This is a genomic window from Microbacterium sp. DT81.1 (assembly GCF_049844955.1).
Taxonomy (GTDB): domain Bacteria; phylum Actinomycetota; class Actinomycetes; order Actinomycetales; family Microbacteriaceae; genus Microbacterium.
Map to the genome: position 1 here is coordinate 1,036,191 of NZ_JBNCMA010000001.1, position 20,797 is coordinate 1,056,987.

Sequence of the window (20,797 nt, forward strand, 5' to 3'; positions counted from 1 at the left end):
GGGTTCATCCTGCCGGTAACCCCTCCCGTTGGCTACTGCTCGTTCAGCAGGCGCTGACGCTCGGCATCCAGATCCCGCAGGCGTACACGCACTCTGCGGCCCTCTTCCGAGTCGGCCGGCACACGCTGGACGGCGCCCAGCAGTTCGTTCTTCTCACCGTCGAGCGATCGCACGATGAGGTTGCGGGCCAGTTCGCCCGTGACGGCGACGGCACCGGCCTCGTCCGTCGCCGGCAGCGGCCGCGCCAGAAGCTCGCCCGCGAGAATGCGGTACGGCTCACGGACGGACTGGATCGTGTCCATGGCCCAACCTGGTCGAGCTGGATCGGGGGCCGCCGCGACGGCCGATCGGACCGCGTCGAGCGCCGGATGCCGGAAGGGGATGGCGATCGCGCGAGCGAAGAGCTCAGGGTCGATCCGATGCCCGTACTGCAGGAACGCCATCAGGGCGTCGCGCTCCAGCGCGACGTCGTGGTGGCGGGGCAGGCCGGCCAGCGTCACCCGCTCGAGCGGCGAGCCCGGTTCCGCCGGCTCCGTTGCGGGCGCATCGTCCCTCGGCGTGCTGCGCCGAGCCGCGCGCTCGACCTCGACGTGCACCTCGGTCGGATCCATGCCGAGGCGCCGGGCCAGCACGCGTTCGTATCCCGGCCGGAGCAGGGCGTCGCGGATCTCCGCGAGGATCGGCGCCGCCGAGCGCAGTCCTCCGACGCGGCCCTCTACGCTGGAGAGGTCGTATCCCTTCAGGCGCTGGTCGATGACGAACTCGAACATCGGCACCTTGCGCTCCATCAGCGAGCGGACGGCGACGTCGCCCTTCTGGAGGCGAAGGTCGCAGGGGTCGAGGCCATCGGGGGCGACGGCGACGTAGGTCTGCGCGTTGAAGCGCTTCTCCTCGGCGAAGGCGCGCAGCGCCGCCTTCTGGCCGGCGGCATCCGGATCGAACGTGAAGACCACCTCGCCCGAACCGGAGTCATCCCCCATCACCCGTCTGAGGACGGTGATGTGGTCGGTGCCGAACGCCGTGCCGCAGGTCGCGATGGCCGTGGTCACGCCGGCGAGGTGACACGCCATCACGTCGGTGTAGCCCTCGACGACGACCACCCGTCGCGGGTCGCCGCGGGTGATGTCCCGCTTGGCGAGGTCGAGCCCGTACAGCACCTGCGCCTTCTTGTAGATCTGCGTCTCGGGGGTGTTCAGGTATTTCGGTCCCTGATCGTCGTCGTAGAGCTTGCGGGCTCCGAAGCCGACGATCTGTCCCGTGACGTCGCGGATCGGCCAGACCAGCCGGCCGCGGAAGCGGTCGTAGACCCCGCGCTGCCCCTGCGACACCAGGCCGGCGGCGGTCAGCTCCTCGCGGGAGAAGCCCTGCGCCGTCAGGGCGTTGGTCATCGACTCCCACCCCTTCGGGGCGTACCCGACGCCGAAGTGCGACGCCGCGCCGGCATCGAAGCCACGCTCGCCGAGGAACCGGCGGCCGGTCTCGGCCTCCGGCGTGGCGAGCTGAGCGCGGAAGAAGTCGGCGGCCGCCGTGTTGGCTGCGAACAGGCGCGTGCGACCGCTCGTCTCGGGGGTCGCCCCCCCGTCTTCGTAGTGCAGGCTGTAGCCGATGCGCCCCGCGAGGCGCTCCACGGCTTCGGTGAAGCTGACGTGGTCCATCGCCCGCAGGAACGAGTACACATCTCCGGATTCGCCGCAGCCGAAGCAGTGGTAGAAGCCGACCCCCGGCCGCACGTGGAAGCTCGGGCTTCGCTCGTCGTGGAAGGGACAGAGCCCCTTCAGCGAGCCGACGCCCGCCGACTTGAGCGCGACGCGCTCCCCCACGATGTCGGCGATGTTGGTGCGGGCCTTGACCTCTTCCACATCGGCCTGGCGGATGCGTCCGGCCATCACTCGGCTCCGGAGGCGGGTCGCTGCGCTCGGCGGAACTCGCTCACCGATCCCCGCGGAGACCAGATACCGATGGACGCGGCATCCACCTCGCCGACCAGACGGCCGTGCCACGCGAGGGCGAGCTGGTCGGTGAGGCCGGCGACCTGGTCGACGATCACGCGCTTGCGCGCGGCATCCGTCTCCGCCTCCGCGAAGTCGCCGCGGAAGACCGGGTCCAGCGCATCGGGGCCGGCGTTCCAGAGCGCCGTCGCGACGCGCTTCAGCACCCGGCGCTGCTCCTTGTAGAGCTGCTTGCGGCCTTCGATCGAGACCACGGTTGCGCCGATGATCCCCTTCAGCACCGCCATCTCCGCCTCGATCACGCGAGGGACGACGACATGGGCGCGGTAGCGCGTGAGCACGGGCCCGGGGTAGGCGTCGTGGGTCGCGGTGGTCGCAGCGCGCGCGAAGCGCCCGATCAGGTCGGAGGTGAGATTCTTCAGGCGTGCCAGTGCCGCGCGGGACCCGTCGAAGGAGGGCAGCCATTCGGGGATGCGCAGGAGCCGGAACAGCGCGTCGGCCAGCTCGTCCCGTGCGAAGTCGTAGCCGACCCACGCCTGGATCGCCGACACGAGGAACTCGTGCTCCGCGGGATCGGAGAGTCTCGCCGGATCGAGGTAGCCGTTGACGACCGCGTCTTCGAAGTCGTGCACGGAGTACGCGATGTCATCGGAGAGGTCCATGACTTCGGCCTCGATGCAGCGAACGCGCCCCGGTGCGCCGCTGCGCATCCAGCGGAACACCTCCTCGTCCTCGGGGTACACCCCGAACTTGAGGCGGCCACCGGGGTCCGGCAGCGGGTGCGCCGCGGTCCACGGATACTTGCAGGTCGCGTCGAGGCTGGCGCGGGTGAGATTCAGGCCGTGACTGCGGCCAGCCGCATCCATGACCTTCGGCTCGAGCCTGGCCACGATCCGCAGAGTCTGCGCGTTGCCCTCGAAGCCGCCGATGTCCTCGGCCCAGTCGTTGAGGGCCCGCTCGCCGTTGTGTCCGAACGGCGGATGCCCGAGGTCGTGGTTGAGGCACGCGGTATCGACGACGTCCGGGGAGAGCCGCAGCTGGGTGGCCAGCTCACGGCCGACCTGCGCGACCTCGAGCGAGTGCGTCAGGCGATTGCGCGCGAAGTCCGCGGGGCTCGCGGGACTCAGCACCTGGGTCTTGGCGGCCAGTCGGCGCAGCGCCGCCGAGTGCAGCACCCTCGCCCGGTCGCGGGCGAAGTCGTCGCGCAGCGACCGGTGGTCCTCGGCGACGAAGCGCGCGGCATCCACCTCGTCGTAGCCGCTGGGGCGCCCGGGTGCCACGCCTACCGCGCTTGCACCCCTAGCCACCACTGTGGTCGAGTTCCGCTCCGGCCAGTTCGAAGGAAGCATCGGCCCCGAGGTCGCGGGACTCCAGCCAGCGCTCGGGCAGTGCGGGGCGCTTCGGTGTTCCGGCCCGCCCACGCTGACCCTCGGCGGCGGCGCCGGGGTACGGGGCATCCCGTTCCAGGGTGGCGATCAGCTCGTCGATCTCGGCCAGGGTCGAGACGGTGGCGAGCTGCGCTCGGGTCTCGCCTCCCACCGGGTAGCCCTTGAAGTACCAGGCGACGTGCTTGCGGATGTCGCGGCATCCCCTGCCCTCGTCCTCGAAGAACTCCACGAGCAGCTCGGCGTGGCGGCGGAAGGCGTCGGCGACGAAGCCGAGGGTGGCGTCCACCACCGGCCCGGTCCCTGCCGGCCCCGATCCGGTCCCTGCCGGCCCCGATCCGGTCCCTGCCGGCCCCAATCCGGTCCCTGCCGGCCCCGATCCGGTCCCTGAGCCTGTCGAAGGGCCGAACGCCGTGGCGAGTTCGCCGAAGAGCCATGGCCGGCCGAGGCATCCACGCCCGACGACCACGCCGTCGCAGCCGGTCTCATCCATCATCCGCACGGCGTCATCCGCCGACCAGATGTCGCCGTTGCCGAGCACGGGCACACTCGTCACCGCCTGCTTGAGCGCCGCGATGGCGGACCAGTCCGCCGTGCCCGAGTAGAACTCGGCGGCGGTACGGGCGTGCAGGGCGACGGCCGCGACGCCGGCGTCCTCGGCGATGCGACCGGCATCGAGGAAGGTCAGGTGGTCGGTGTCGATGCCCTTGCGCATCTTGATCGTCAGCGGCACGTCGCCGGCCGCCTTCACGGCCCCGCGGACGATCTCGCCGAACAGGCCGAGCTTCCAGGGCAGCGCCGCTCCCCCGCCCTTGCGCGTCACCTTCGGGACCGGACACCCGAAGTTGAGGTCGATATGGTCGGCGTGGTCCTCCGCGACGAGGATGCGGACGGCCTCGGCGACCGTCGCGGGGTCCACCCCGTAGAGCTGGATCGACCGAGGAGTCTCGGACTCGTGATGGCGGATGAGGCGCATCGTGGTGTCGTTGCGCTCCACGAGCGCCCGCGAGGTGATCATCTCGCTGACGTAGAGACCGGCACCGTACTCCCGGCAGAGCCGCCGGAAGGCGGTGTTCGTGATGCCCGCCATCGGCGCCAGTACGACGGGCACATCGATGTCGAGCGGCCCGATCCGCAGCGCGCGCACGGGGGCGGGAGCGGTGGCGAGGGCGGTGTTCACCGTTCCATTCTCCCAGAAGCGAAGGCGGTGCCGCGCGGCCGGCCCGAGCCGGTGGGGCTTAGCCTGTGGGTATGACTTCGGAGACCGCCACCGACATCCGCCACATCCCCTTCACCACCGCCGACGGGGGGCAGTCGAGGCTCGCCGATTACGCCGGCAAGGTGCTCCTGATCGTCAACGTCGCTTCCCGCTGCGGTCTCGCCCCGCAGTACGAGCAGCTCGAGCAGCTGAAGAAGACCTATGGTCCTCGCGGCTTCGAGGTGCTGGCCTTCCCGAGCAACCAGTTCCTCCAGGAGCTGTCGAAGATGGACGACATCCTCGAGTACTGCTCGACGACGTGGGGTGTGACCTTCCCCGTCTTCGACAAGGTAAAGGTGAACGGCCGGAGCGCCGCTCCCCTCTACAAGGAGCTGAAGAAGGCTGCGGATGCCGATGGCAAGGCCGGTCGGGTCGCGTGGAACTTCGAGAAGTTCCTCGTGCTGCCGAACGGCGAGATCCAGCGCTTCCGGCCGCAGATGAGGCCGGACGACCCGGCGATCGTCGGCCTCATCGAGGCCAACCTCCCCGGCTGACTGCTCACGTGGCGGTCGGTCGGGCGTTAGCGGGTCAGGCGTTGGTCGGTCGGGCCTTGGCCGGTCGGGCGTCGGCCGGTCAGGCGCCGGTCGACTGGGTTGCCAGCGCCTCGCGGCGCTCCGCCCAGACCTGCCGGGCCACCTGCGCGAAGGCTTCGGGCGGCTGAGCGCCGCTCACGCCGTACTTGCCGTCGATCACGAAGAACGGCACGCCGTTGATCCCGTATGCCGCGGCCTGGGCCTGATCGGCGCGCACGGCTTCGACGTACTCCGAGCTCTCGAGCGCCTGCCGCGCGGCATCCGGGTTCAGGCCGACATCGCTCGCCAGGGCGACGAGCTCTTCGATGCGGCCGAGGTGGCGCCCCTCGGTGAAGTAGGCCGACATCAGGCGCTCCTCGAGCTCGTACTGCAGCCCGTGGGCCTTGGCGAAGTGCAGCAGCTCATGCGCCTTCACGGTGTTGGTGTGGTGCAGCAGGTCGAACCGGTACTCCAGACCGGCGGCCTTGGCGATCGAGGTGACGTTGTCGAGCATCTGGCGCACCTGCTCGCGCGGGATGCCTTTGTGACCGGCGAGGAAGTCGAGCTCGTCGCCCTCGAACTCCACGGGAGTGTCGGGCGAGAGCTCGAAGGAATGGAAGGTCACCTCCACGATGGGGGCGTCGTCATCGCCGGATGTCTCGGCCAGGCCCTTCTCGAGGTTGCGCTTGCCGATGTAGCACCAGGGGCAGGCGATGTCCGACCAGACGTCGATCTTGATGGCTTCACTCACATCGAGGCCAACGGCGGGTGTCGCCGGCATATTCCGCGGATAGCATCGACGGATGCTGTCCGCCCGGGATCCGCTTCCGTCCGCGCCGGAGCGGGTGCTGGTGTGCGGCGTGACCGGTGCCGGCAAATCGACGCTCGCCGCCCGGCTCGGCACGCTGTGGGATCTCCCCTACACCGATTTCGACGGGCTCTTTCACGGCACCGGCTGGACCGAGCGCCCCACCTTCGAGACGGACGCGCGCGCCCTGGCCGCCGGGGACCGGTGGGTCACGGAGTGGGGCTACTGGAACAAAGGGATGGGCCCGGTTATGGGCGAGCGTGCCCAGCTGCTGGTGTGGCTCGACCTGCCTCGACACATCGCGCTGTCGCGGCTGATCCGCCGCACCGTCCGTCGCAGCATCCGGCGCGAGGAGCTGTGGAACGGCAACGTCGAGCCGCCGCTGCGGACGTTCTTCACCGCGCCGGAGGACAGCATCATCCGCTGGGAGATGAAGACGCACGACTCCTGGCGCATCCGCATGGCCGATGTCGAGCAGGTGTATCCGCACCTCTGCGTCGTGCGCCTCGGCCGCCCGCGCGAGGTGCGTGCGTGGCTGAACGGCCCCGCGGCCGCGGTGGCCTAGGCGCCGGGCGTGTCCGCCGTGTCCGGCGTGTCGACCGCTCCGCCGAAGCGGCGGTCGCGGTTGAGGTAGAGCTCGATCGCGCGCCACAGATCGGTGCGTGAGAAATCCGGCCACAGCGTGTCGAGGAAGACCATCTCCGCGTACGCCGACTCCCAGAGCAGGAAGTTCGACGTGCGCTGTTCGCCGCTGGAGCGGACGAAGAGGTCGACGTCCGGCATGTCCGGAACATAGAGGTGCCGGCGGATCAGCTTCTCCGTGATCGCCGAGGGCTTCACTCGCTTCGCTGCCACGTCCTCGGCGATCTGCCTCATGGCGTCAACCAGCTCGACGCGACCCCCGTAGTTCACGCACATCGTGAGGGTCAGCACGTCGTTGCCGCGGGTCAGCTCCTCGGCGTACTGCAGCTCCTTGATCACCGAGCCCCAGAGCCGGGGCTTTCGCCCGGCCCATCGGATCCGCACGCCCCACTCGTTCAGCTGGTCGCGTCGCCGGTGCAGCACGTCCCGGTTGAAGCCCATCAGGAACCGCACCTCGTCGGGCGAGCGCGACCAGTTCTCGGTCGAGAACGCGTACACCGAGATGTGCCTGACGCCGACCTGGATGGCACCGGCCACGACATCCAGCAGCGCGGCCTCGCCCGCTTTGTGGCCTTCGACCCGCGGGAGCCCCCGGCGATTGGCCCACCGACCGTTCCCGTCCATGACGATCGCGACGTGTTCGGGAACGGAGCCCTTCGGGAGGTCGGGAGGATAGATGCCCGTCCAGTCGAGGGGACGGTACGGCACCGCATCGCGGTGGGTGTACGGCTTGGGGCTCACCGGGTTCCCTCGACGTGCGAGAGCGAGCGGATGCCGCGCTCGAGGTGCCACTGTGCGTAGGCGGCGACGAGACCAGAGGCGCCTGCGGCGTCACGCGGGCTCGCGGCATCCACGCTCGTCCAATCGCCCTCCATCAGCGACGCGAGCAGCCGCACCGTGTCGGCGCTGACCCGGGGGCTGCCGGCCGGTGCGCAGTCGTCGCAGACGAGGCCGCCGAGTTGTGCGACGAAGCTCTGATGAGGACCGCGTGCCCCGCAGCGGGCGCATTCCGTGAGCCCGGGCGCCCAGCCGGACAGGGCCATCGCGCGGAGCATGTAGGAATCGAGGATGCTGCGCGAGGCGTGCTCGCCGCGCGCGAGGGCGCGCAGGCCACCGACGAGGAGCAGGTACTGCTGCGGGGTCGCCTCGGCCTCGTTCAGGCGGTCGGCGGTCTCGACCATCGCGCTCGCGGACGTGTACCGGTCATAGTGGGCGGCGATGTCGGCTCCGTAGGATCCGAGCGACTCGGCCTGCTGCACGATGTCGAGGGAGCGCCCGATGTAGAGCTGCACATCGGCGACCATGAACGGCTCGAGGCGCGCGCCGAATCGGGACGACGTGCGCCGCACTCCCTTCGCGACCGCCCGGACCTTTCCGTGCTTCTTGCTCAGCATCGTGACGATGCGGTCGGCTTCACCCAGCTTGTGGGTGCGCAGCACGACGGCTTCGTCTCGATAAGTGGGCACGTTCCATTATGGATGCCGGGTGTGTCGAGCGGTCGGTGGCGGGCCGGGGACCCGGACGGCGGTGGGCCGGTGGCGGTGGCCAGCGGACCGGGTGTCCCGGGCGGTTCCTCGTGGATGCCTGGCGGCCGTCCGCCTTTGAGAGTGCGCGGAGCACAACTGCGGGGATCTTCGACGACACGCCGCGTATCAAGCCCATCCCTCGGCGTGTCGCCCGCGATCCCCGCAGTTGTGCGTCTGAGACGCCGGCCCGCCCACGGAAGCCGCCGCCCGGATCTAAATAATGTATTATGTTCACTATGTCGAGCATACACATCCTCGACCGACTGCTCGCAGTCACCGCCCTCCTCCAGGCCGACCAGGACCGGGAACTCGGCCGGATCGGGCTCACCTCCGCGCGCACGCACGTGCTGTGGGTGCTCCACCATGACGGGCCGTCGACGCAGATCCACCTCGCCGACGCCCTCGAGGTGACGCCACGCAACATGACGGGGCTGGTCGACGCGCTCGCCGCCACCGGGTTCGTGAGGCGGATGCCGAAACCCGACGATCGCCGCGCGGTACTCGTCACCCTCACCGAGCGGGGCCTGGCCGTCATGGAGACGATGGTCCGCGAGCACGGCGAGCTGGATGCCGCCCTGCTGCAAAGACTCGACCGCGAGACCGCCGAGGCGATGACCCGCGGCCTCGACCACGTCACGGCACGCCTCACCGCGCTTCTCGAAGAGCACGCGCGCGCCCATGGAGAGCTGCCGGAGGAGTCCGCATGACCGAGACCAGATTCACCGCCCGCACGAGCCTCTGGTCGCGTGTCCGGTACCTCGCCCGCCGCGCCTGGCAGATCGAGCTCGGCGTGTGGGTGGGCCTCTACCGCTTCGTGTTCCGGCGCCCTCGGGTGCCCGCCGGAGCCACCGGCTTCGGCTACCACTCACCGATCCTGACCGTGCTGGTCGTCTTCATCGTGCTCTCCGCGATCGAGATTCCCATCGTCGACCTGATCGTGCACCCGTGGCCGTGGCTGCGCGTCCCGCTGCTCATCGCCGGCATCTGGGGCGTCACCTGGATGCTCGGGCTGCTGCTCGGCTTTCTCACCCGCCCGCACGCGGTCGGACCGGAGGGCATCCGCGTGCGTCAGGGCGCCGAGATCGACATCGACCTGCCTTGGTCGGTGGTCGACCGTGTCGTCCGCTCGAAGGATGTCGCCGAGAAGGCGCCCAAGGTGGCGGACGGCGAGCATGGACGGACGCTGGCCCTGCGCATGCAGGACGAGACCAACGTGCTCATCGTGCTCGAGCACCCGGTGATCGCCCGCCTTCCCCAGGGGCCCGAGAGCGTGGACGCGGTCAGACTCTGGGTGGATGACCCCGACGGCTTCATGTCCACCGTGCGCACGCACATCCCCTGAGCCGGCGGCAGAATGAGAGCGTGAACGAACCGCTCTTCACCATCCCGCTCTGGGCGGACCTCATCGCCGTCGGCCTCGGCGGCCTCCAGGGCGCGCTCTTCGCGTCGGGCTTCCAGGGGCAGCGCCGCCTTGATCTGCTCGGGGTGGCCATCATCGGCATCCTCGTGGGTATGGGCGGCGGTCTCATCCGCGACATCCTCGTCGACGCCCCGCCGGCCACGTTGCAGAGCAATTGGTACCTTCTGACGGCGACGGGGGCCGCACTGGTCGGGATGCTGCTGGCCGGCGTCCTGCGACGGCTCAACGCCGTGATCGTCGTGCTCGACGCGGTGGTCATCGGGATGTTCGGCGCGTTCGGCACGAGCAAGGCGATCGCGGTCGGGATGCCGCTCGTGCCGGCCGTCTTCGTCGGTGTCTGCTCCGCGGTCGGCGGGTCGATGCTGCGCGACGTCATCATGGGACTGCCCGTCTCCGTCATGCACGTGGGCTCGCTCTACGCCGTCGCGGCGGGCGTCGGATGCCTCGTGCTGGCGTCGGCGCAGGCGCTGGGGGCGTCGATCGTTCCCGCCGCGATCGCGTGCATGATCGTGACGGCGGTGATCCGGGTGCTCGCGGTGGTGTTCGACCTCTCCCTTCCCGAGCAGCGCATGATCTACCGGCGAAGGGTCGCCGCGGAGACCGCCGCGATCCCGACCGTCCAGCCGTAGCCGGGCCGCCCGATACCCTCGAATCGTGACGCCGGATCGCATCATCCGCCTGCGCCGGGAGGCGTGGGGCTTCGCTGTCGGCTCGATCTTCTTCGCGGTCGGCGCAGTGCCGTTCTATGCGGAAGCCGTCGGGCCGGTCTGGACGAACGCCACCTTCGCCGTCGGCGCCGTGTTCTTCACCCTCGCCGCCTTCATCCAGCTCGCGTTGAGCGGGCGCCGTCCGCCTCGTCGGGGCACGAATCCCGCCGACCGGGCGGACTGGTATGCGGCGGCCGTGCAGTTGCTCGGCACGCTGCTCTTCAACGTCAGTACGATCAACGCCCTCATCACGGTGGTCAACACCGATGCCCGTGTCGGCGACGGCTGGCGGCCGGACGCGCTGGGATCCATCGCCTTTCTCGTCGCCAGCGCGCTCGCGATCGTCGCGACGAAGGACCGGCACACGCTGTGGGACAGGCACGCACGCACCTGGCACGGCACGTGGCTCAACATGATCGGCTCTGTGTTCTTCGGCATCTCCGCCGTCGGCGCCTACGTGATCCCCGACTCCGGCGACCTGGTCAGCCTGTTCTGGGCGAACCTCGGCACGTTCCTCGGCGCGCTCTGCTTCCTCACCGCGGCGCTGCTGAGCCGGCGCTCCATCCACGTGGACGGAACGCCGGCCGCGGCACCAACGGCGAGCGGCGCGAGTTAGACGCCAGGGCGAGCGGAGCGCCCTAGACGGCCGCGAGTGCGGCCGTCGCCTCCCGGGTGCGGATCGCACGGTTCACGCACGAGACGATCGCCTTGAGCGATGCGGTCGAGATGTCGCCGTCGATGCCCACGCCCCACAGGCGCTCGCCCTCGACCTGCAGCTCCACATAGGCGGCCGCCTGCGCATCGCCGCCGGCGCTCAGCGTGTGCTCGACGTAGTCGTAGAGCGACACGCCGAAGCCCCGCTCGCGGATGATCTCGAGGAACGCCGCGATGGGCCCGTTGCCGTGACCGGATGCCTCGGCACGCTCATCGCCGTCGCGCAGCGTGATGGTGAGTTCGACGTCACCCGACAGGTCGCTCTGCGTGCGCGTGCTCAGCAGCTCGAAACGGCCCCAGCGGTGCTCGTCGATCGAGGACGGCAGATACTCGTCGGTGAAGATCGACCAGATCTGCTCGCTCGTGACCTCGCCGCCCTCCGCGTCGGTCTTCGCCTGCACGACGCCGGAGAACTCGATCTGCAGCCTGCGGGGCAGATCCAGCGCGTGGTCGGACTTCAGCAGGTAGGCGACGCCGCCCTTGCCCGACTGCGAATTGACGCGGATGACGGCTTCGTACGAGCGCCCGAGATCCTTGGGGTCGATCGGCAGGTAGGGCACGGCCCACTCCAGCTCGTCCACCGACACGCCCTCGGCTTCGGCTCGCGTGGCCATCGCCTCGAAGCCCTTCTTGATGGCGTCCTGGTGCGATCCGCTGAAGGCGGTGAAAACGAGGTCGCCGGCCCAGGGGCTGCGCTCGTGCACCGGCAGCTGGTTGCAGTACTCGGCGGTGCGCTTGACCTGGTCGACGTCGCTGAAGTCGATCTGCGGGTCGATCCCCTGCGTCAGCAGGTTGATGCCCAGCGCGACGAGGTCGACGTTGCCGGTGCGCTCGCCATTGCCGAACAGGCAGCCCTCGATGCGGTCGGCGCCGGCCATGTAGCCGAGCTCCGCGGCCGCGATCGCGGTTCCGCGGTCGTTGTGGGGGTGCAGCGAGAGCAGGACGTTCTCGCGGTGGGCCAGGCGCCGCGACATCCATTCGATGGAGTCGGCGTACACGTTCGACGTCGCCATCTCGACCGTCGCCGGCAGGTTGATGATGACCTTGCGCTCGGGCGTGGGCTCGAAGATCTCGATCACCTGATTGCAGATGTCGACGGCGAACTCGAGCTCGGTGCCCGTGTAGCTCTCCGGGGAGTACTCGTAGAAGACCTGGGTCTCGGGGATGCGCTTCTCGAACTCGCGGCAGAGGCGCGCGCCGTTGAGGGCGATGTCGATGATGCCCTGCTTGTCGGTGCGGAAGACCACGTCGCGCTGCAGCACGCTGGTCGAGTTGTAGAGGTGCACGATCGCGCGCTTGGCGCCGGCGATCGACTCGTAGGTGCGCGCGATGAGGTGTTCGCGGGCCTGGGTGAGCACCTGGATCGTGACATCGTCCGGGATGACGTTCTCTTCGATCAGGTGGCGCACGAAGTCGAAGTCCGTCTGGCTTGCCGAGGGGAATCCGACCTCGATCTCCTTGTAGCCCATGCCGACCAGCAGGTCGAACATGATGCGCTTGCGCTCGGGACTCATCGGATCGATGAGGGCCTGGTTGCCGTCGCGAAGATCGACCGCGCACCAACGGGGGGCGGTGGTGATGCGCTTGTCCGGCCAGGTGCGGTCGGGCAGGTCTACGCGGAACTGCTCCTGGTAGGGCCGATACTTGTGGATCGGCATGCCGGAGGTCTTCTGTGTGTTGTCCATGGGTTCGCTTGTTCTCTCGTCAGATGAGGCGGGCCGACACCGAGCTCCGCGACGAGGAAGGCCCTAGAACGAGGACTCGTCGCGGCGACTAAGAAGGAGTCGGCCGAAGCGCATGCACCGATGGTAGCAGGGATGCCGCGAGGCGTCATGAGACGAACGTCCGCGGTGCGACACTTCTGAAGTATGAAGCGCTCTGACCGCATCCCCCCTGCCCGCGTCCGTGCCGCGGCGGCTCTGGCCGCGGCATCCGCTCTCGCCCTCGCCGCGTGCGCGACTCCGCCCGCCGGCTCCGGAACTCCCGCACCGCGCACGCTCGGCAGCGTCCATCCGGCTCCGCCGGAAGGCGAGGTCGCCGCCCAGGGAACCGTGATGGATGTCGGGGGCCGGGTCGAACTGTGCCTCGGTCCGATCGCGGAGTCCTATCCCCCGCAGTGCAGCGGCATCCCGATGGATCTCTGGAGCTGGGACAACATCGAGGGCAGCGAGACCTCCGGCGACGTCACCTGGGGCGCGTACGCGGTGCAGGGCACCTACGACGGGGAGACCATCTCGGTCACCCAGCCGCCCGTGATGCTGGCACTTTTCGACCCCATGCCGTTCCCCGACCCGACCGGCGGGAAGGCCGGCGAGGGGGACGAAGCAACGGCGGCCGCCATCCAGGAGGAGCTGCCCGACCTGCTCGGCGCCGACTACCTGTCGTCCTATCCGGAGAACGGGTACGTGTGGGTGGACGCCGTGTGGGATGACGGCACGCTGCAGGATGCGGCGGACGCCGACTACGGCGAGAACACGGTGGTCATCCGGAGCGCGCTGCGTCCCCTCGGATAGTCGCGGGGGAAGCGGCGGGTCAGAACCCCAGCCGGCCGAGCTGCTTCGGGTCGCGCTGCCATTCCTTCGCGACACGCACCCGCAGTGACAGGAACACCTTCGTGCCGAGCAGGGGCTCGATCTGCGCGCGTGCGCGGGCGCCGACATCCCGCAGGCGCGTGCCCTTGTGCCCGATGATGATCGCCTTCTGGCTGTCGCGCTCGACGATGATGTTGGCGAAGACGTCGGTCATCGACCCGGTGTCCCGCGCCGAGATGTCCTCGATCGTCACGGCGATGGAGTGCGGCAGCTCGTCGCGCACGCCCTCGAGCGCGCCCTCACGGATGATCTCGGCGATGCGGTCCTCGATCGACTCGTCGGTGAACACGTCGTCGGGATAGAGCGGCGGGCTCAGCGGCATGAGGGAGAGCAGCTCGTCGGTGAGTACGTCGAGCTGCATTCGCGTCAGCGCCGACAGCGGGATGACGGCATCCCAGTCCTCCCTCAAGGCGTCGACCTCGAGAAGACGAGCCGTGACCTCTTCCCGCGACGCGGCATCCGTCTTCGTGACGATCGCCACCTTCTTCGCGCGGGGATAGCCGTCGAGTGACTCCGCGATCCGGCGGTCGCCGGGGCCGACCTTCTCGTTCCCGGGGACGCAGAAGCCGATGACGTCGACGTCGCCCAGCACCTGCTCGACGAGGCTGTTCAGGCGTTCTCCGAGCAAGGTGCGGGGCTTGTGGATGCCGGGAGTGTCGACGATGATCAGCTGCCCCACGGGGCGGTTCAGGATGCCGCGGATGGCCCGCCGCGTGGTCTGAGGCTTGTCGCTGGTGATGGCGACCTTCTCACCTACGAGCGCATTCGTGAGCGTGGACTTGCCGACGTTCGGGCGTCCGACGAAGGTCGCGAACCCGCACCGCGTCTCCGCCCCGGTCGCTGAGCCGCCCCCCTCGGTCGCTGAGCCGCCCCCCTCGGTCGCTGAGCCGCCCCCCTCGGTCGCTGAGCCTGTCGAAGCGTCGTCAGTCACGAGTCTCTCCCTTGAATGCCTCTTCCGCGGCGAGGAGACCCTCACCGCGTTCCACGAACACGGTGGCGAGGCCACGGCCGCGCCCCCGCGAGGCACCGCCGGTCAGCACCAGTCCCTCGACCTCCGCCGTCGCGCCTGGCTGCGGCACCTGGCCCAGGATCTTTCCCAGCAGGCCGCCGACGGAGTCGACGTCCTCGTCTTCGAGTTCGATGCCGAACAGGTCGCCGACCTCGTCGAGCGACAGCCGTGCGCTGACACGGTAGCGACCGGGTGCGACCTCGACGACCTCTTCGGAGCGCGGGTCGTACTCGTCCGCGATCTCGCCGACGAGCTCTTCGATGAGGTCCTCGAGCGTCACGAGGCCGGCGACCCCGCCGTACTCGTCCACGACAAGGCACACGTGCACCGCCTCGCGCTTCATCTGCTGCAGCAGGGTCTCCGCCTTCATCGACTCCGGCACGAAGATCGCCGGGCGCGTGATCGCGCGCACCGGGGCATCCCGCCACCCCGTTTCGTTGCGGAAGCCGAAGCGAACCAAATCCTTGAGGTACAGCACGCCCTCCACGTCATCCACCTCACCGTTGACCACTGGCATCCGCGAGACGCCCTTCTCGAGGAAGAGATTCATCGCCTCGCGCGTCGATGCAGAGGAGTCGAGCGTCACCATGTCGGTACGAGGCACCATGACGGCGCGGACGAACGTGTCGGTGAAGTCGAAGACGGAGTGAATCAGCTCGCGGTCATCCTCCTCGATGAGATCGTTCGACGCCGCCTCGTCGACCATGCTGAGCAGCTGCTCCTCCGAGGCGAACGATCCCCGCGTCCCGCCCGGGGTGACGCGATTGCCCAGGACCACGAGCCCGTGCGCGAGCGGACCCAGGAAGATGCGGACACCTCGGATGACGGGGGCCGCACCGCGGAGCAGGCCGGTGGCGTGGGTGCGGCCGATGTTGCGGGGGCTCGCCCCGACGACGACGAACGAGATCCCGGTCATCAGCACCGCGGCGGCGAGCGTGGCCCACAGGAGGTTCGCGAACAGCAGGGTGAACGCGACCGTGACGAGCACTGCTGCCGTCGTCTCGGCGAGGATGCGGATGAACACGACCGCGTTGGCGTGCGCATCGGTGTCCGCGGCGATCCGACGCAGCGCCCCGGCGTTGCGTCCCGAAAGCGACCACTCGGCGAGGTCCGCTCGCGATGTCACGCCGAGCGCAGCGTCGATCGCCGCCATGAGCCCGCCGAAGGCCACGAGCAGGACGGCCGCGACCAGCAGCAGGAGTTCGGTCATGTGCGCGGTCGTCGCCGCTCGGCGACCGAGAAGCCGATGATCAGCTCGCGCTGCAGACCGAACATCTCGCGTTCGTCATCGGGTTCTGCGTGGTCGAAGCCGAGCAGGTGAAGCAGCCCGTGCGTGGTGAGCATCACGAGCTCGTCGACCGTCGAGTGGCCGGCTTCCTTCGCCTGCGTCTCGGCGACCTGCGGGCAGAGCACGATGTCGCCGAGCAGCCCCGCGGGGGTCGGCTGGTCCTCGGTGCCTGGGCGCAGTTCGTCCATCGGGAAGCTCAGCACATCGGTGGGACCCGGTTCGTCCATCCACTGCACGTGCAGCGCCTCCATCGCTCCTTCATCGACCAGCACGATGGCGACATCGGCGTCCGGACTGACGTGCAGTTCGGCCAGGTTGTACTCCATCAGCCGGAGGAGGACGGTCTCGTCGATGGCCACGCCGGACTCGTTGTTGATGTCGATCGTCATGAGCGTCCCCGCTTCGGCTGCCTGTCGCGCGGTCCGGGCAGATGCGAACGTCGTTCGGCGCGGTTGGCGAATTCGTGCGCCTCGTCGCGCTCATGGCGAGCGGCCGTTCGCTGCTCGTCGTACTCCGTGTAGGCATCCACGATGCGGCCGACGAGGCTGTGCCGAACCACGTCGTCGCTCGTGAGGCGGGCGAAGTGGATGTCGTCGATGTCCTTCAGCACGCGTGTGACGAGCCGGAGGCCGGAGGACCCCTGCGGGAGGTCGACCTGCGTGATGTCGCCGGTGACGACCATCCGCGTTCCGAAGCCCAGTCGCGTGAGGAACATCTTCATCTGCTCGGGCGTGGTGTTCTGCGCCTCGTCGAGCACGACGAAAGAGTCATTGAGGGTTCGGCCGCGCATGTAGGCGAGCGGCGCCACCTCGATGGTCCCCGTTGCCATGAGCTTCGGCACGATCTCCGGGTCCATCATCTCGTTCAAGGCGTCGTAGAGCGGACGAAGGTACGGGTCGATCTTGTCGTTGAGGGTGCCGGGGAGGAAGCCGAGCCGCTCCCCCGCCTCGACCGCCGGCCGGGTCAGGATGATGCGGCTGACGTCCTTGCGCTGCAGCGCCTGCACGGCCTTGGCCATGGCGAGGTAGGTCTTGCCGGTACCGGCAGGGCCGATGCCGAAGACGATGGTGTTCTCTTCGATCGCGTCGACGTAGGCCTTCTGGCCGAGGGTCTTCGGCCGGATGATCTTGCCGCGCGACGAGAGGATGGCCTCGCCCAGTACCTCCGACGGACGGGGGCCGCCTTCCGTCTGCAGGATGCGGGCGGACGAGGACACATCGGCGGGACCGATGTCGTGGCCGGCCTTGGTCATGGCGAGCAGTTCGTCCACCAGCGAGCGCGCGGCAGCGACGGCTGATGCGGTGCCGGAGAGGGTGATCTCGTTGCCCCGCACGTGCACGTCGACGCCCGGGTGTTCGCGCTCCACGACCCGCAGCAGCCGATCCTGAGGTCCGAGCAGCTGGACCATCGCCACGCCGTCGGCGTAGATCCTCTCTACGGCCTCTGCGCCCGATGCGTCAGCCACCAAGGCTCGATTCGTCGAGGGCGCCCGCAAGGACATGGGCATGGACATGGAAGACCGTCTGGCCCGCCGACTCCCCCGTGTTGAACACGAGCCGGAAGTCGCCGTCACCGTGCTGCGCGGCGACCGTGTTCGCGAGCCCGACGAGCTCGGCGAGAAGGTCCGGGTCGCCGGCGGCGAGTTCCACGACGTTGCGGTACTCCTCGCTCTTGGGGATCACGAGAAGGTGCACGGGCGCCTTCGGCGCGATATCCCGGATGGCGAACGCATTCTCGGTCTCCGCGATGATCTCGGCGGGTATCTCGCCGTTCAGGATGCGCGTGAAGATCGATGGGTCGCTCATGCGTCCAGTCTATCGACCGCCCGTCGACAACGACCCGGCATCACCAACGACTCAGCGTCATCAACGACTCGGCATCACCAACGGCCCAGCCGGGTCGCGGCCACGGCCAGGGCGGCGGGTCCCGCCGTCGAGGTGCGCAGGACGGTGTCGCCGAGGCGCACGAGCCGCGCGCCCGCGGAGCGGAGCAGGTCGAGCTCGGCGGGGGCGATCCCTCCCTCCGGGCCGACGATGAGCACGATGTCACGGTCGGCGGGAAGCGGGACGATCGAGAGCCGCTCGTCCGCCGTGGGCTCCAGCACCAGGACGTCCGCAGACCCGGCGCGCTCGGCCAGCAACGTCGTCGTCGCCACCGGCGCGACATCCGGAACCCACGCCCGGTGCGCCTGTTTGGCCGCCTCGCGCACAATGCCGGCCCAACGGGCGCGCCCCTTCTCGGCCTTCGCCGCATCCCATCTGGAGACGCTGCGCGAGGCCTGCCACGGCACGATCTCATCCACTCCCAGCTCCGCTGCGGCCTGCACGGCGAGCTCGTCGCGGTCGCCCTTGGCAAGTGCCTGCACCAGCACCAGACGAGGAGCTGCGGCCGGGACATCCGTGCGGGCGGTGATCCGCACCACGACCTCGCGGGGGGCCACCGACTCGCAGAGCCCCGTGAGCCACGCGCCCGCCCCGTCGCCGACCGTGACCTCCTCGCCCACGCGCACCCGGCGGACGGCGGCGGCGTGATGGGCCTCCGCTCCGGTCAGGGTCACAGCGTCACCGGCGCGGGCGCCCGACGCCGTCTCGAGCAGGAAGTGGAGGACCACCGGCGATCAGCCGCGGAAGCGATCGCGCAGCTTGGCGAACAGCCCCTGCTGGAACTCCGCCAGGTGCGGTGCCGGCGCCTTGGTCCTCTTGGCGAACTCCTCGATCAGCGCGCGCTCCTTCGCGTCGAGCCGCGTCGGGGTCACGACGTGCACCCCCACCCGCAGGTCGCCACGCGTGGTTCCCCGCAGCGGGGTGATTCCCCGTCCCTTGATGGTGAGGACGTCGCCGCCCTGCACACCGGGGCGGATCTCGAGCTCGACCGGCCCGTCGAGCCCGTCGATCCTCGTGGTGGTGCCGAGGATCGCGTCCGGCATCGAGACGTCCAGCGTCGCCAGAAGGTCATCGCCGTCGCGGCTGAAGACATCGTGCGGGGCCACGGTCACCTCGATGTACAGGTCCCCGTTGGGACCGCCGGCGGGGCCGACCTCGCCCGAACCGGGCAGCTGCAGGCGGAGGCCGGTCTCGACGCCGGCCGGGATGTCGATCGACACCGTGCGGCGGGAGCGGACGCGGCCCTGACCCTGGCAGGTGGGGCACGGGTACGGGATGGTCGTGCCGTAGCCCTGGCAGGAGCCGCAGGGCTGGTTGGTGACCACGTTGCCGAGCAGGCTGCGCATCTGGCGCTGGACGTGGCCGGTTCCGTGACAGATGTCGCACGTCACCGGCTGCGTTCCGGCCTGGCAGCAGGAGCCCTTGCACGTATCGCAGAGCACCGCCGTGTCGACCTCCAGGTCGCGGTGCGCGCCGAAGACGACGTCGCCGAGCTGCAGCGTGACCCGCACCAGCGCGTCCTGGCCGCGTTCCCGGCGCGACCTCGGCCGAACGCCCCGCGATCCACCGGCCGCGCCGAAGAACGTCTCGAAGATGTCGCCGAATCCGCCGAAGTTGCCCGCGCCGGCACCGCCGAACGGCGACTCCCCGCCGCCCATGTCGTAGCGACGGCGCTCGTCCGGGTTGCTCAGCACGTCGTAGGCGTGGGTCACCAGCTTGAACCGCTCGGATGCGTCCGCGCCGGGGTTGACGTCGGGATGCAGCTCCCGCGCGAGGCGCCGGTACGCCTTCTTGATGTCGTCGCTGCTGGCGTCTCGAGCGACGCCCAGCACTTCGTAGTGGTCAGCCACATTCGCCTTCCTGTGGGCGCGCTTCCCGCGCCCGTCGTCGGTGGAGCCGTCGCGTCAGCGACGATTCTCGTCTTCGTCCAGCAGGCGGCTGAGGTAGCGGGCGACAGCCCGCGCCGCGGCCAGGTTGCTGGGATAGTCCATGCGGGTGGGCCCCATCACACCGACGCGGGCGGTGCCGCCGCCGGCGTCGTAATCGCTCGTGACGACGGATGCCTCCGGAAGGCCGAAGGCCTCGTTCTCCCGACCGATGCTGGCCCCGAGCCCGTGCGCATCCGTCACCATCTCGCTCATCAGCCGAAGCAGGGTGACCTGCTCCTCGATGGCCTCGAGGATGGGGTGGATGCTGCCGTGGAAGTCCTGCTCGCGCCTGGCGAGGGTCGCTGCGCCGGCCATCACCAGCCGGTCCTGCCGGAACTCCTCGAGCTCTTCGGCGACGACATGGCCGATGGAGAGGAGGGCGTTGTCGATGCGGCTGGGCTCGGCGGTCGTGGTGGCCTTCAGCGCCTCGATGCGCTCGGCGCCCTCCCGCACCGGACGTCCGGTGATCAGCGCCGCGATGCGGCTTCGAAGCGCGCCGATGTCGGACTCGTCCAGCGGAGAGCCCACGAGCGCGATGCGCTGAGAGACGCGGCCGGTGTCGGTGACGAGGATGACGAGCACTCGCGATGGGGAAAGCTGCACGAGCTCTGTGTGTGTCACGGTGGCACGGGAGAACGACGGATACTGCACGATCGCGACCTGACCGGTGAGCTGGGTGAGCACCCGCACGGTGCGGGCCAGGACGTCGTCGAGATCCGTGGGCTCGCCGAGGAAGGTCGTGATGGCCGAGCGCTGGGCCGGCGTCAGCGGGCGCAGCTGGGCGAGGTGGTCGACGAAGACGCGGTAGCCCTTGTCGGTCGGGATGCGTCCGGACGAGGTGTGCGGCGCGGTGATCAGCTCTTCGTCCTCGAGCAGCGCCATGTCGTTGCGGATCGTGGCGGCACTGACGCCGAACGCATGCCGCTCGACGATCGACTTGCTGCCGACGGGTTCATGGGTGTCGACGTAGTCCTGCACGATGGCGCGGAGCACCTGGAGGCCGCGCTCTGTGACCATGTCCGCTCCTCCCTTGCGGGGCTTCGCCCCAAACCCCGGCTTGCTGACGCAGTTCTCTCTGGGGCTTCGCCCCACACCCGGCTTGCTGACGCAATTCTGTATGGGGCTCCGCCCCACACCCCTGGCTTGCTGACGCGCGCCCACTGGCACTCGTGTCGTC

22 protein-coding genes are annotated in these 20,797 nt (G+C 69.4%); 7 read left to right on the plus strand and 15 right to left on the minus strand.

From position 1 onward, the window contains the following. Nucleotides 1–32 precede the first annotated feature (32 nt). Genes dnaG through dusB form a run of 3 tightly spaced genes read right to left on the minus strand, consistent with a single transcriptional unit; the run spans nucleotide 33 to nucleotide 4,514 of the window. Entirely contained in the window at nucleotides 33–1,886 is a 1,854-nt protein-coding gene (gene dnaG / locus ACLQ2Q_RS04885; RefSeq protein WP_425818470.1) for a DNA primase, read from the minus strand. Beyond that, nucleotides 1,886–3,298 carry a deoxyguanosinetriphosphate triphosphohydrolase gene (locus tag ACLQ2Q_RS04890; RefSeq protein ID WP_425818472.1) on the minus strand — a complete coding sequence of 471 codons (1,413 nt, stop codon included), beginning with the start codon at nucleotides 3,296–3,298 and terminating at the stop codon, nucleotides 1,886–1,888. The genes dnaG and ACLQ2Q_RS04890 overlap by 1 nt, the downstream gene beginning before the upstream one ends. After that, complete coding sequence (gene dusB / locus ACLQ2Q_RS04895) at nucleotides 3,249–4,514, minus strand: tRNA dihydrouridine synthase DusB (protein ID WP_425818473.1); 1,266 nt, start codon at nucleotides 4,512–4,514, stop codon at nucleotides 3,249–3,251. The genes ACLQ2Q_RS04890 and dusB overlap by 50 nt, the downstream gene beginning before the upstream one ends. 71 nt (nucleotides 4,515–4,585) lie before the next feature. On the opposite strand from dusB, the gene ACLQ2Q_RS04900 reads away from it, so the two are divergent. Then, nucleotides 4,586–5,086 (plus strand): glutathione peroxidase, encoded by a 501-nt coding sequence (locus ACLQ2Q_RS04900; RefSeq protein ID WP_425818474.1) that lies wholly within the window; start codon nucleotides 4,586–4,588, stop codon nucleotides 5,084–5,086. 79 nt (nucleotides 5,087–5,165) lie between these two features. Here ACLQ2Q_RS04900 and ACLQ2Q_RS04905 read toward each other — a convergent pair whose 3' ends face one another. After that, the gene (locus ACLQ2Q_RS04905) at nucleotides 5,166–5,855 is read right to left on the minus strand and encodes a DsbA family oxidoreductase (protein WP_425818647.1); all 690 of its coding nucleotides are present in this window, start codon (nucleotides 5,853–5,855) and stop codon (nucleotides 5,166–5,168) included. A 52-nt stretch (nucleotides 5,856–5,907) separates the two neighbouring features. On the opposite strand from ACLQ2Q_RS04905, the gene ACLQ2Q_RS04910 reads away from it, so the two are divergent. After that, a complete protein-coding gene (locus ACLQ2Q_RS04910; protein WP_425818475.1) occupies nucleotides 5,908–6,477 on the plus strand; it encodes an AAA family ATPase in 570 nt (189 codons plus the stop codon). Here ACLQ2Q_RS04910 and ACLQ2Q_RS04915 read toward each other — a convergent pair. Beyond that, nucleotides 6,474–7,295 (minus strand): isoprenyl transferase, encoded by an 822-nt coding sequence (locus ACLQ2Q_RS04915; protein ID WP_425818477.1) that lies wholly within the window; start codon nucleotides 7,293–7,295, stop codon nucleotides 6,474–6,476. The two genes, ACLQ2Q_RS04910 and ACLQ2Q_RS04915, sit on opposite strands and share 4 nt — an antisense overlap. Next, entirely contained in the window at nucleotides 7,292–8,020 is a 729-nt protein-coding gene (recO, locus tag ACLQ2Q_RS04920) for a DNA repair protein RecO (RefSeq protein ID WP_425818479.1), read from the minus strand. The genes ACLQ2Q_RS04915 and recO overlap by 4 nt, the downstream gene beginning before the upstream one ends. A gap of 296 nt (nucleotides 8,021–8,316) precedes the next feature. Between recO and ACLQ2Q_RS04925 the strand changes: the two genes are divergently transcribed. The 4 genes from ACLQ2Q_RS04925 to ACLQ2Q_RS04940 are packed head-to-tail and all read left to right on the plus strand — an operon-like array spanning nucleotide 8,317 to nucleotide 10,823. Next, entirely contained in the window at nucleotides 8,317–8,787 is a 471-nt protein-coding gene (locus tag ACLQ2Q_RS04925; RefSeq protein ID WP_425818481.1) for a MarR family winged helix-turn-helix transcriptional regulator, read from the plus strand. Further along, entirely contained in the window at nucleotides 8,784–9,422 is a 639-nt protein-coding gene (locus ACLQ2Q_RS04930; protein ID WP_425818483.1) for a hypothetical protein, read from the plus strand. The genes ACLQ2Q_RS04925 and ACLQ2Q_RS04930 overlap by 4 nt, the downstream gene beginning before the upstream one ends. A 20-nt stretch (nucleotides 9,423–9,442) precedes the next feature. Then, nucleotides 9,443–10,129, plus strand: coding sequence for a trimeric intracellular cation channel family protein (locus ACLQ2Q_RS04935; RefSeq protein WP_425818485.1), 687 nt, complete (start codon nucleotides 9,443–9,445; stop codon nucleotides 10,127–10,129). Nucleotides 10,130–10,154: 25 nt separating this feature from the next. Then, nucleotides 10,155–10,823: a hypothetical protein gene (locus tag ACLQ2Q_RS04940; RefSeq protein WP_425818487.1), complete on the plus strand. Its 669-nt coding sequence runs from the start codon at nucleotides 10,155–10,157 to the stop codon at nucleotides 10,821–10,823. A gap of 22 nt (nucleotides 10,824–10,845) precedes the next feature. On the opposite strand, the gene leuA is transcribed toward ACLQ2Q_RS04940, so the two are convergent. After that, on the minus strand, nucleotides 10,846–12,606 hold the full coding sequence (leuA, locus tag ACLQ2Q_RS04945; RefSeq protein ID WP_425818489.1) for a 2-isopropylmalate synthase: 1,761 nt from the start codon (nucleotides 12,604–12,606) through the stop codon (nucleotides 10,846–10,848). Between the two features lie 183 nt (nucleotides 12,607–12,789). On the opposite strand from leuA, the gene ACLQ2Q_RS04950 reads away from it, so the two are divergent. Continuing rightward, nucleotides 12,790–13,434, plus strand: coding sequence for a hypothetical protein (locus ACLQ2Q_RS04950; RefSeq protein WP_425818491.1), 645 nt, complete (start codon nucleotides 12,790–12,792; stop codon nucleotides 13,432–13,434). 19 nt (nucleotides 13,435–13,453) lie between these two features. Here the strand turns inward: ACLQ2Q_RS04950 and era are convergent, their stop codons facing one another. From era to hrcA, 8 genes are all read right to left on the minus strand, one after another. Continuing rightward, a complete protein-coding gene (era, locus tag ACLQ2Q_RS04955) occupies nucleotides 13,454–14,443 on the minus strand; it encodes a GTPase Era (RefSeq protein ID WP_425818493.1) in 990 nt (329 codons plus the stop codon). Continuing rightward, nucleotides 14,436–15,731 (minus strand): hemolysin family protein, encoded by a 1,296-nt coding sequence (locus tag ACLQ2Q_RS04960; RefSeq protein WP_425818495.1) that lies wholly within the window; start codon nucleotides 15,729–15,731, stop codon nucleotides 14,436–14,438. The genes era and ACLQ2Q_RS04960 overlap by 8 nt, the downstream gene beginning before the upstream one ends. Then, entirely contained in the window at nucleotides 15,728–16,198 is a 471-nt protein-coding gene (ybeY, locus tag ACLQ2Q_RS04965) for an rRNA maturation RNase YbeY (RefSeq protein ID WP_425818497.1), read from the minus strand. Before ybeY ends, ACLQ2Q_RS04960 begins: the two co-directional genes overlap by 4 nt. Then, nucleotides 16,195–17,217: a PhoH family protein gene (locus tag ACLQ2Q_RS04970; RefSeq protein WP_425818649.1), complete on the minus strand. Its 1,023-nt coding sequence runs from the start codon at nucleotides 17,215–17,217 to the stop codon at nucleotides 16,195–16,197. The genes ybeY and ACLQ2Q_RS04970 overlap by 4 nt, the downstream gene beginning before the upstream one ends. Nucleotides 17,218–17,266: 49 nt before the next feature. Beyond that, on the minus strand, nucleotides 17,267–17,614 hold the full coding sequence (locus ACLQ2Q_RS04975) for an HIT domain-containing protein (RefSeq protein ID WP_425818499.1): 348 nt from the start codon (nucleotides 17,612–17,614) through the stop codon (nucleotides 17,267–17,269). A gap of 74 nt (nucleotides 17,615–17,688) precedes the next feature. Continuing rightward, nucleotides 17,689–18,420, minus strand: a complete 732-nt coding sequence (locus tag ACLQ2Q_RS04980; RefSeq protein ID WP_425818501.1) for a 16S rRNA (uracil(1498)-N(3))-methyltransferase — start codon at nucleotides 18,418–18,420, stop codon at nucleotides 17,689–17,691. 6 nt (nucleotides 18,421–18,426) lie between these two features. Further along, nucleotides 18,427–19,542, minus strand: a complete 1,116-nt coding sequence (gene dnaJ / locus ACLQ2Q_RS04985) for a molecular chaperone DnaJ (RefSeq protein WP_425818503.1) — start codon at nucleotides 19,540–19,542, stop codon at nucleotides 18,427–18,429. Between the two features lie 54 nt (nucleotides 19,543–19,596). Continuing rightward, the gene (hrcA, locus tag ACLQ2Q_RS04990) at nucleotides 19,597–20,637 is read right to left on the minus strand and encodes a heat-inducible transcriptional repressor HrcA (RefSeq protein WP_425818505.1); all 1,041 of its coding nucleotides are present in this window, start codon (nucleotides 20,635–20,637) and stop codon (nucleotides 19,597–19,599) included. Nucleotides 20,638–20,797: the final 160 nt, after the last annotated feature.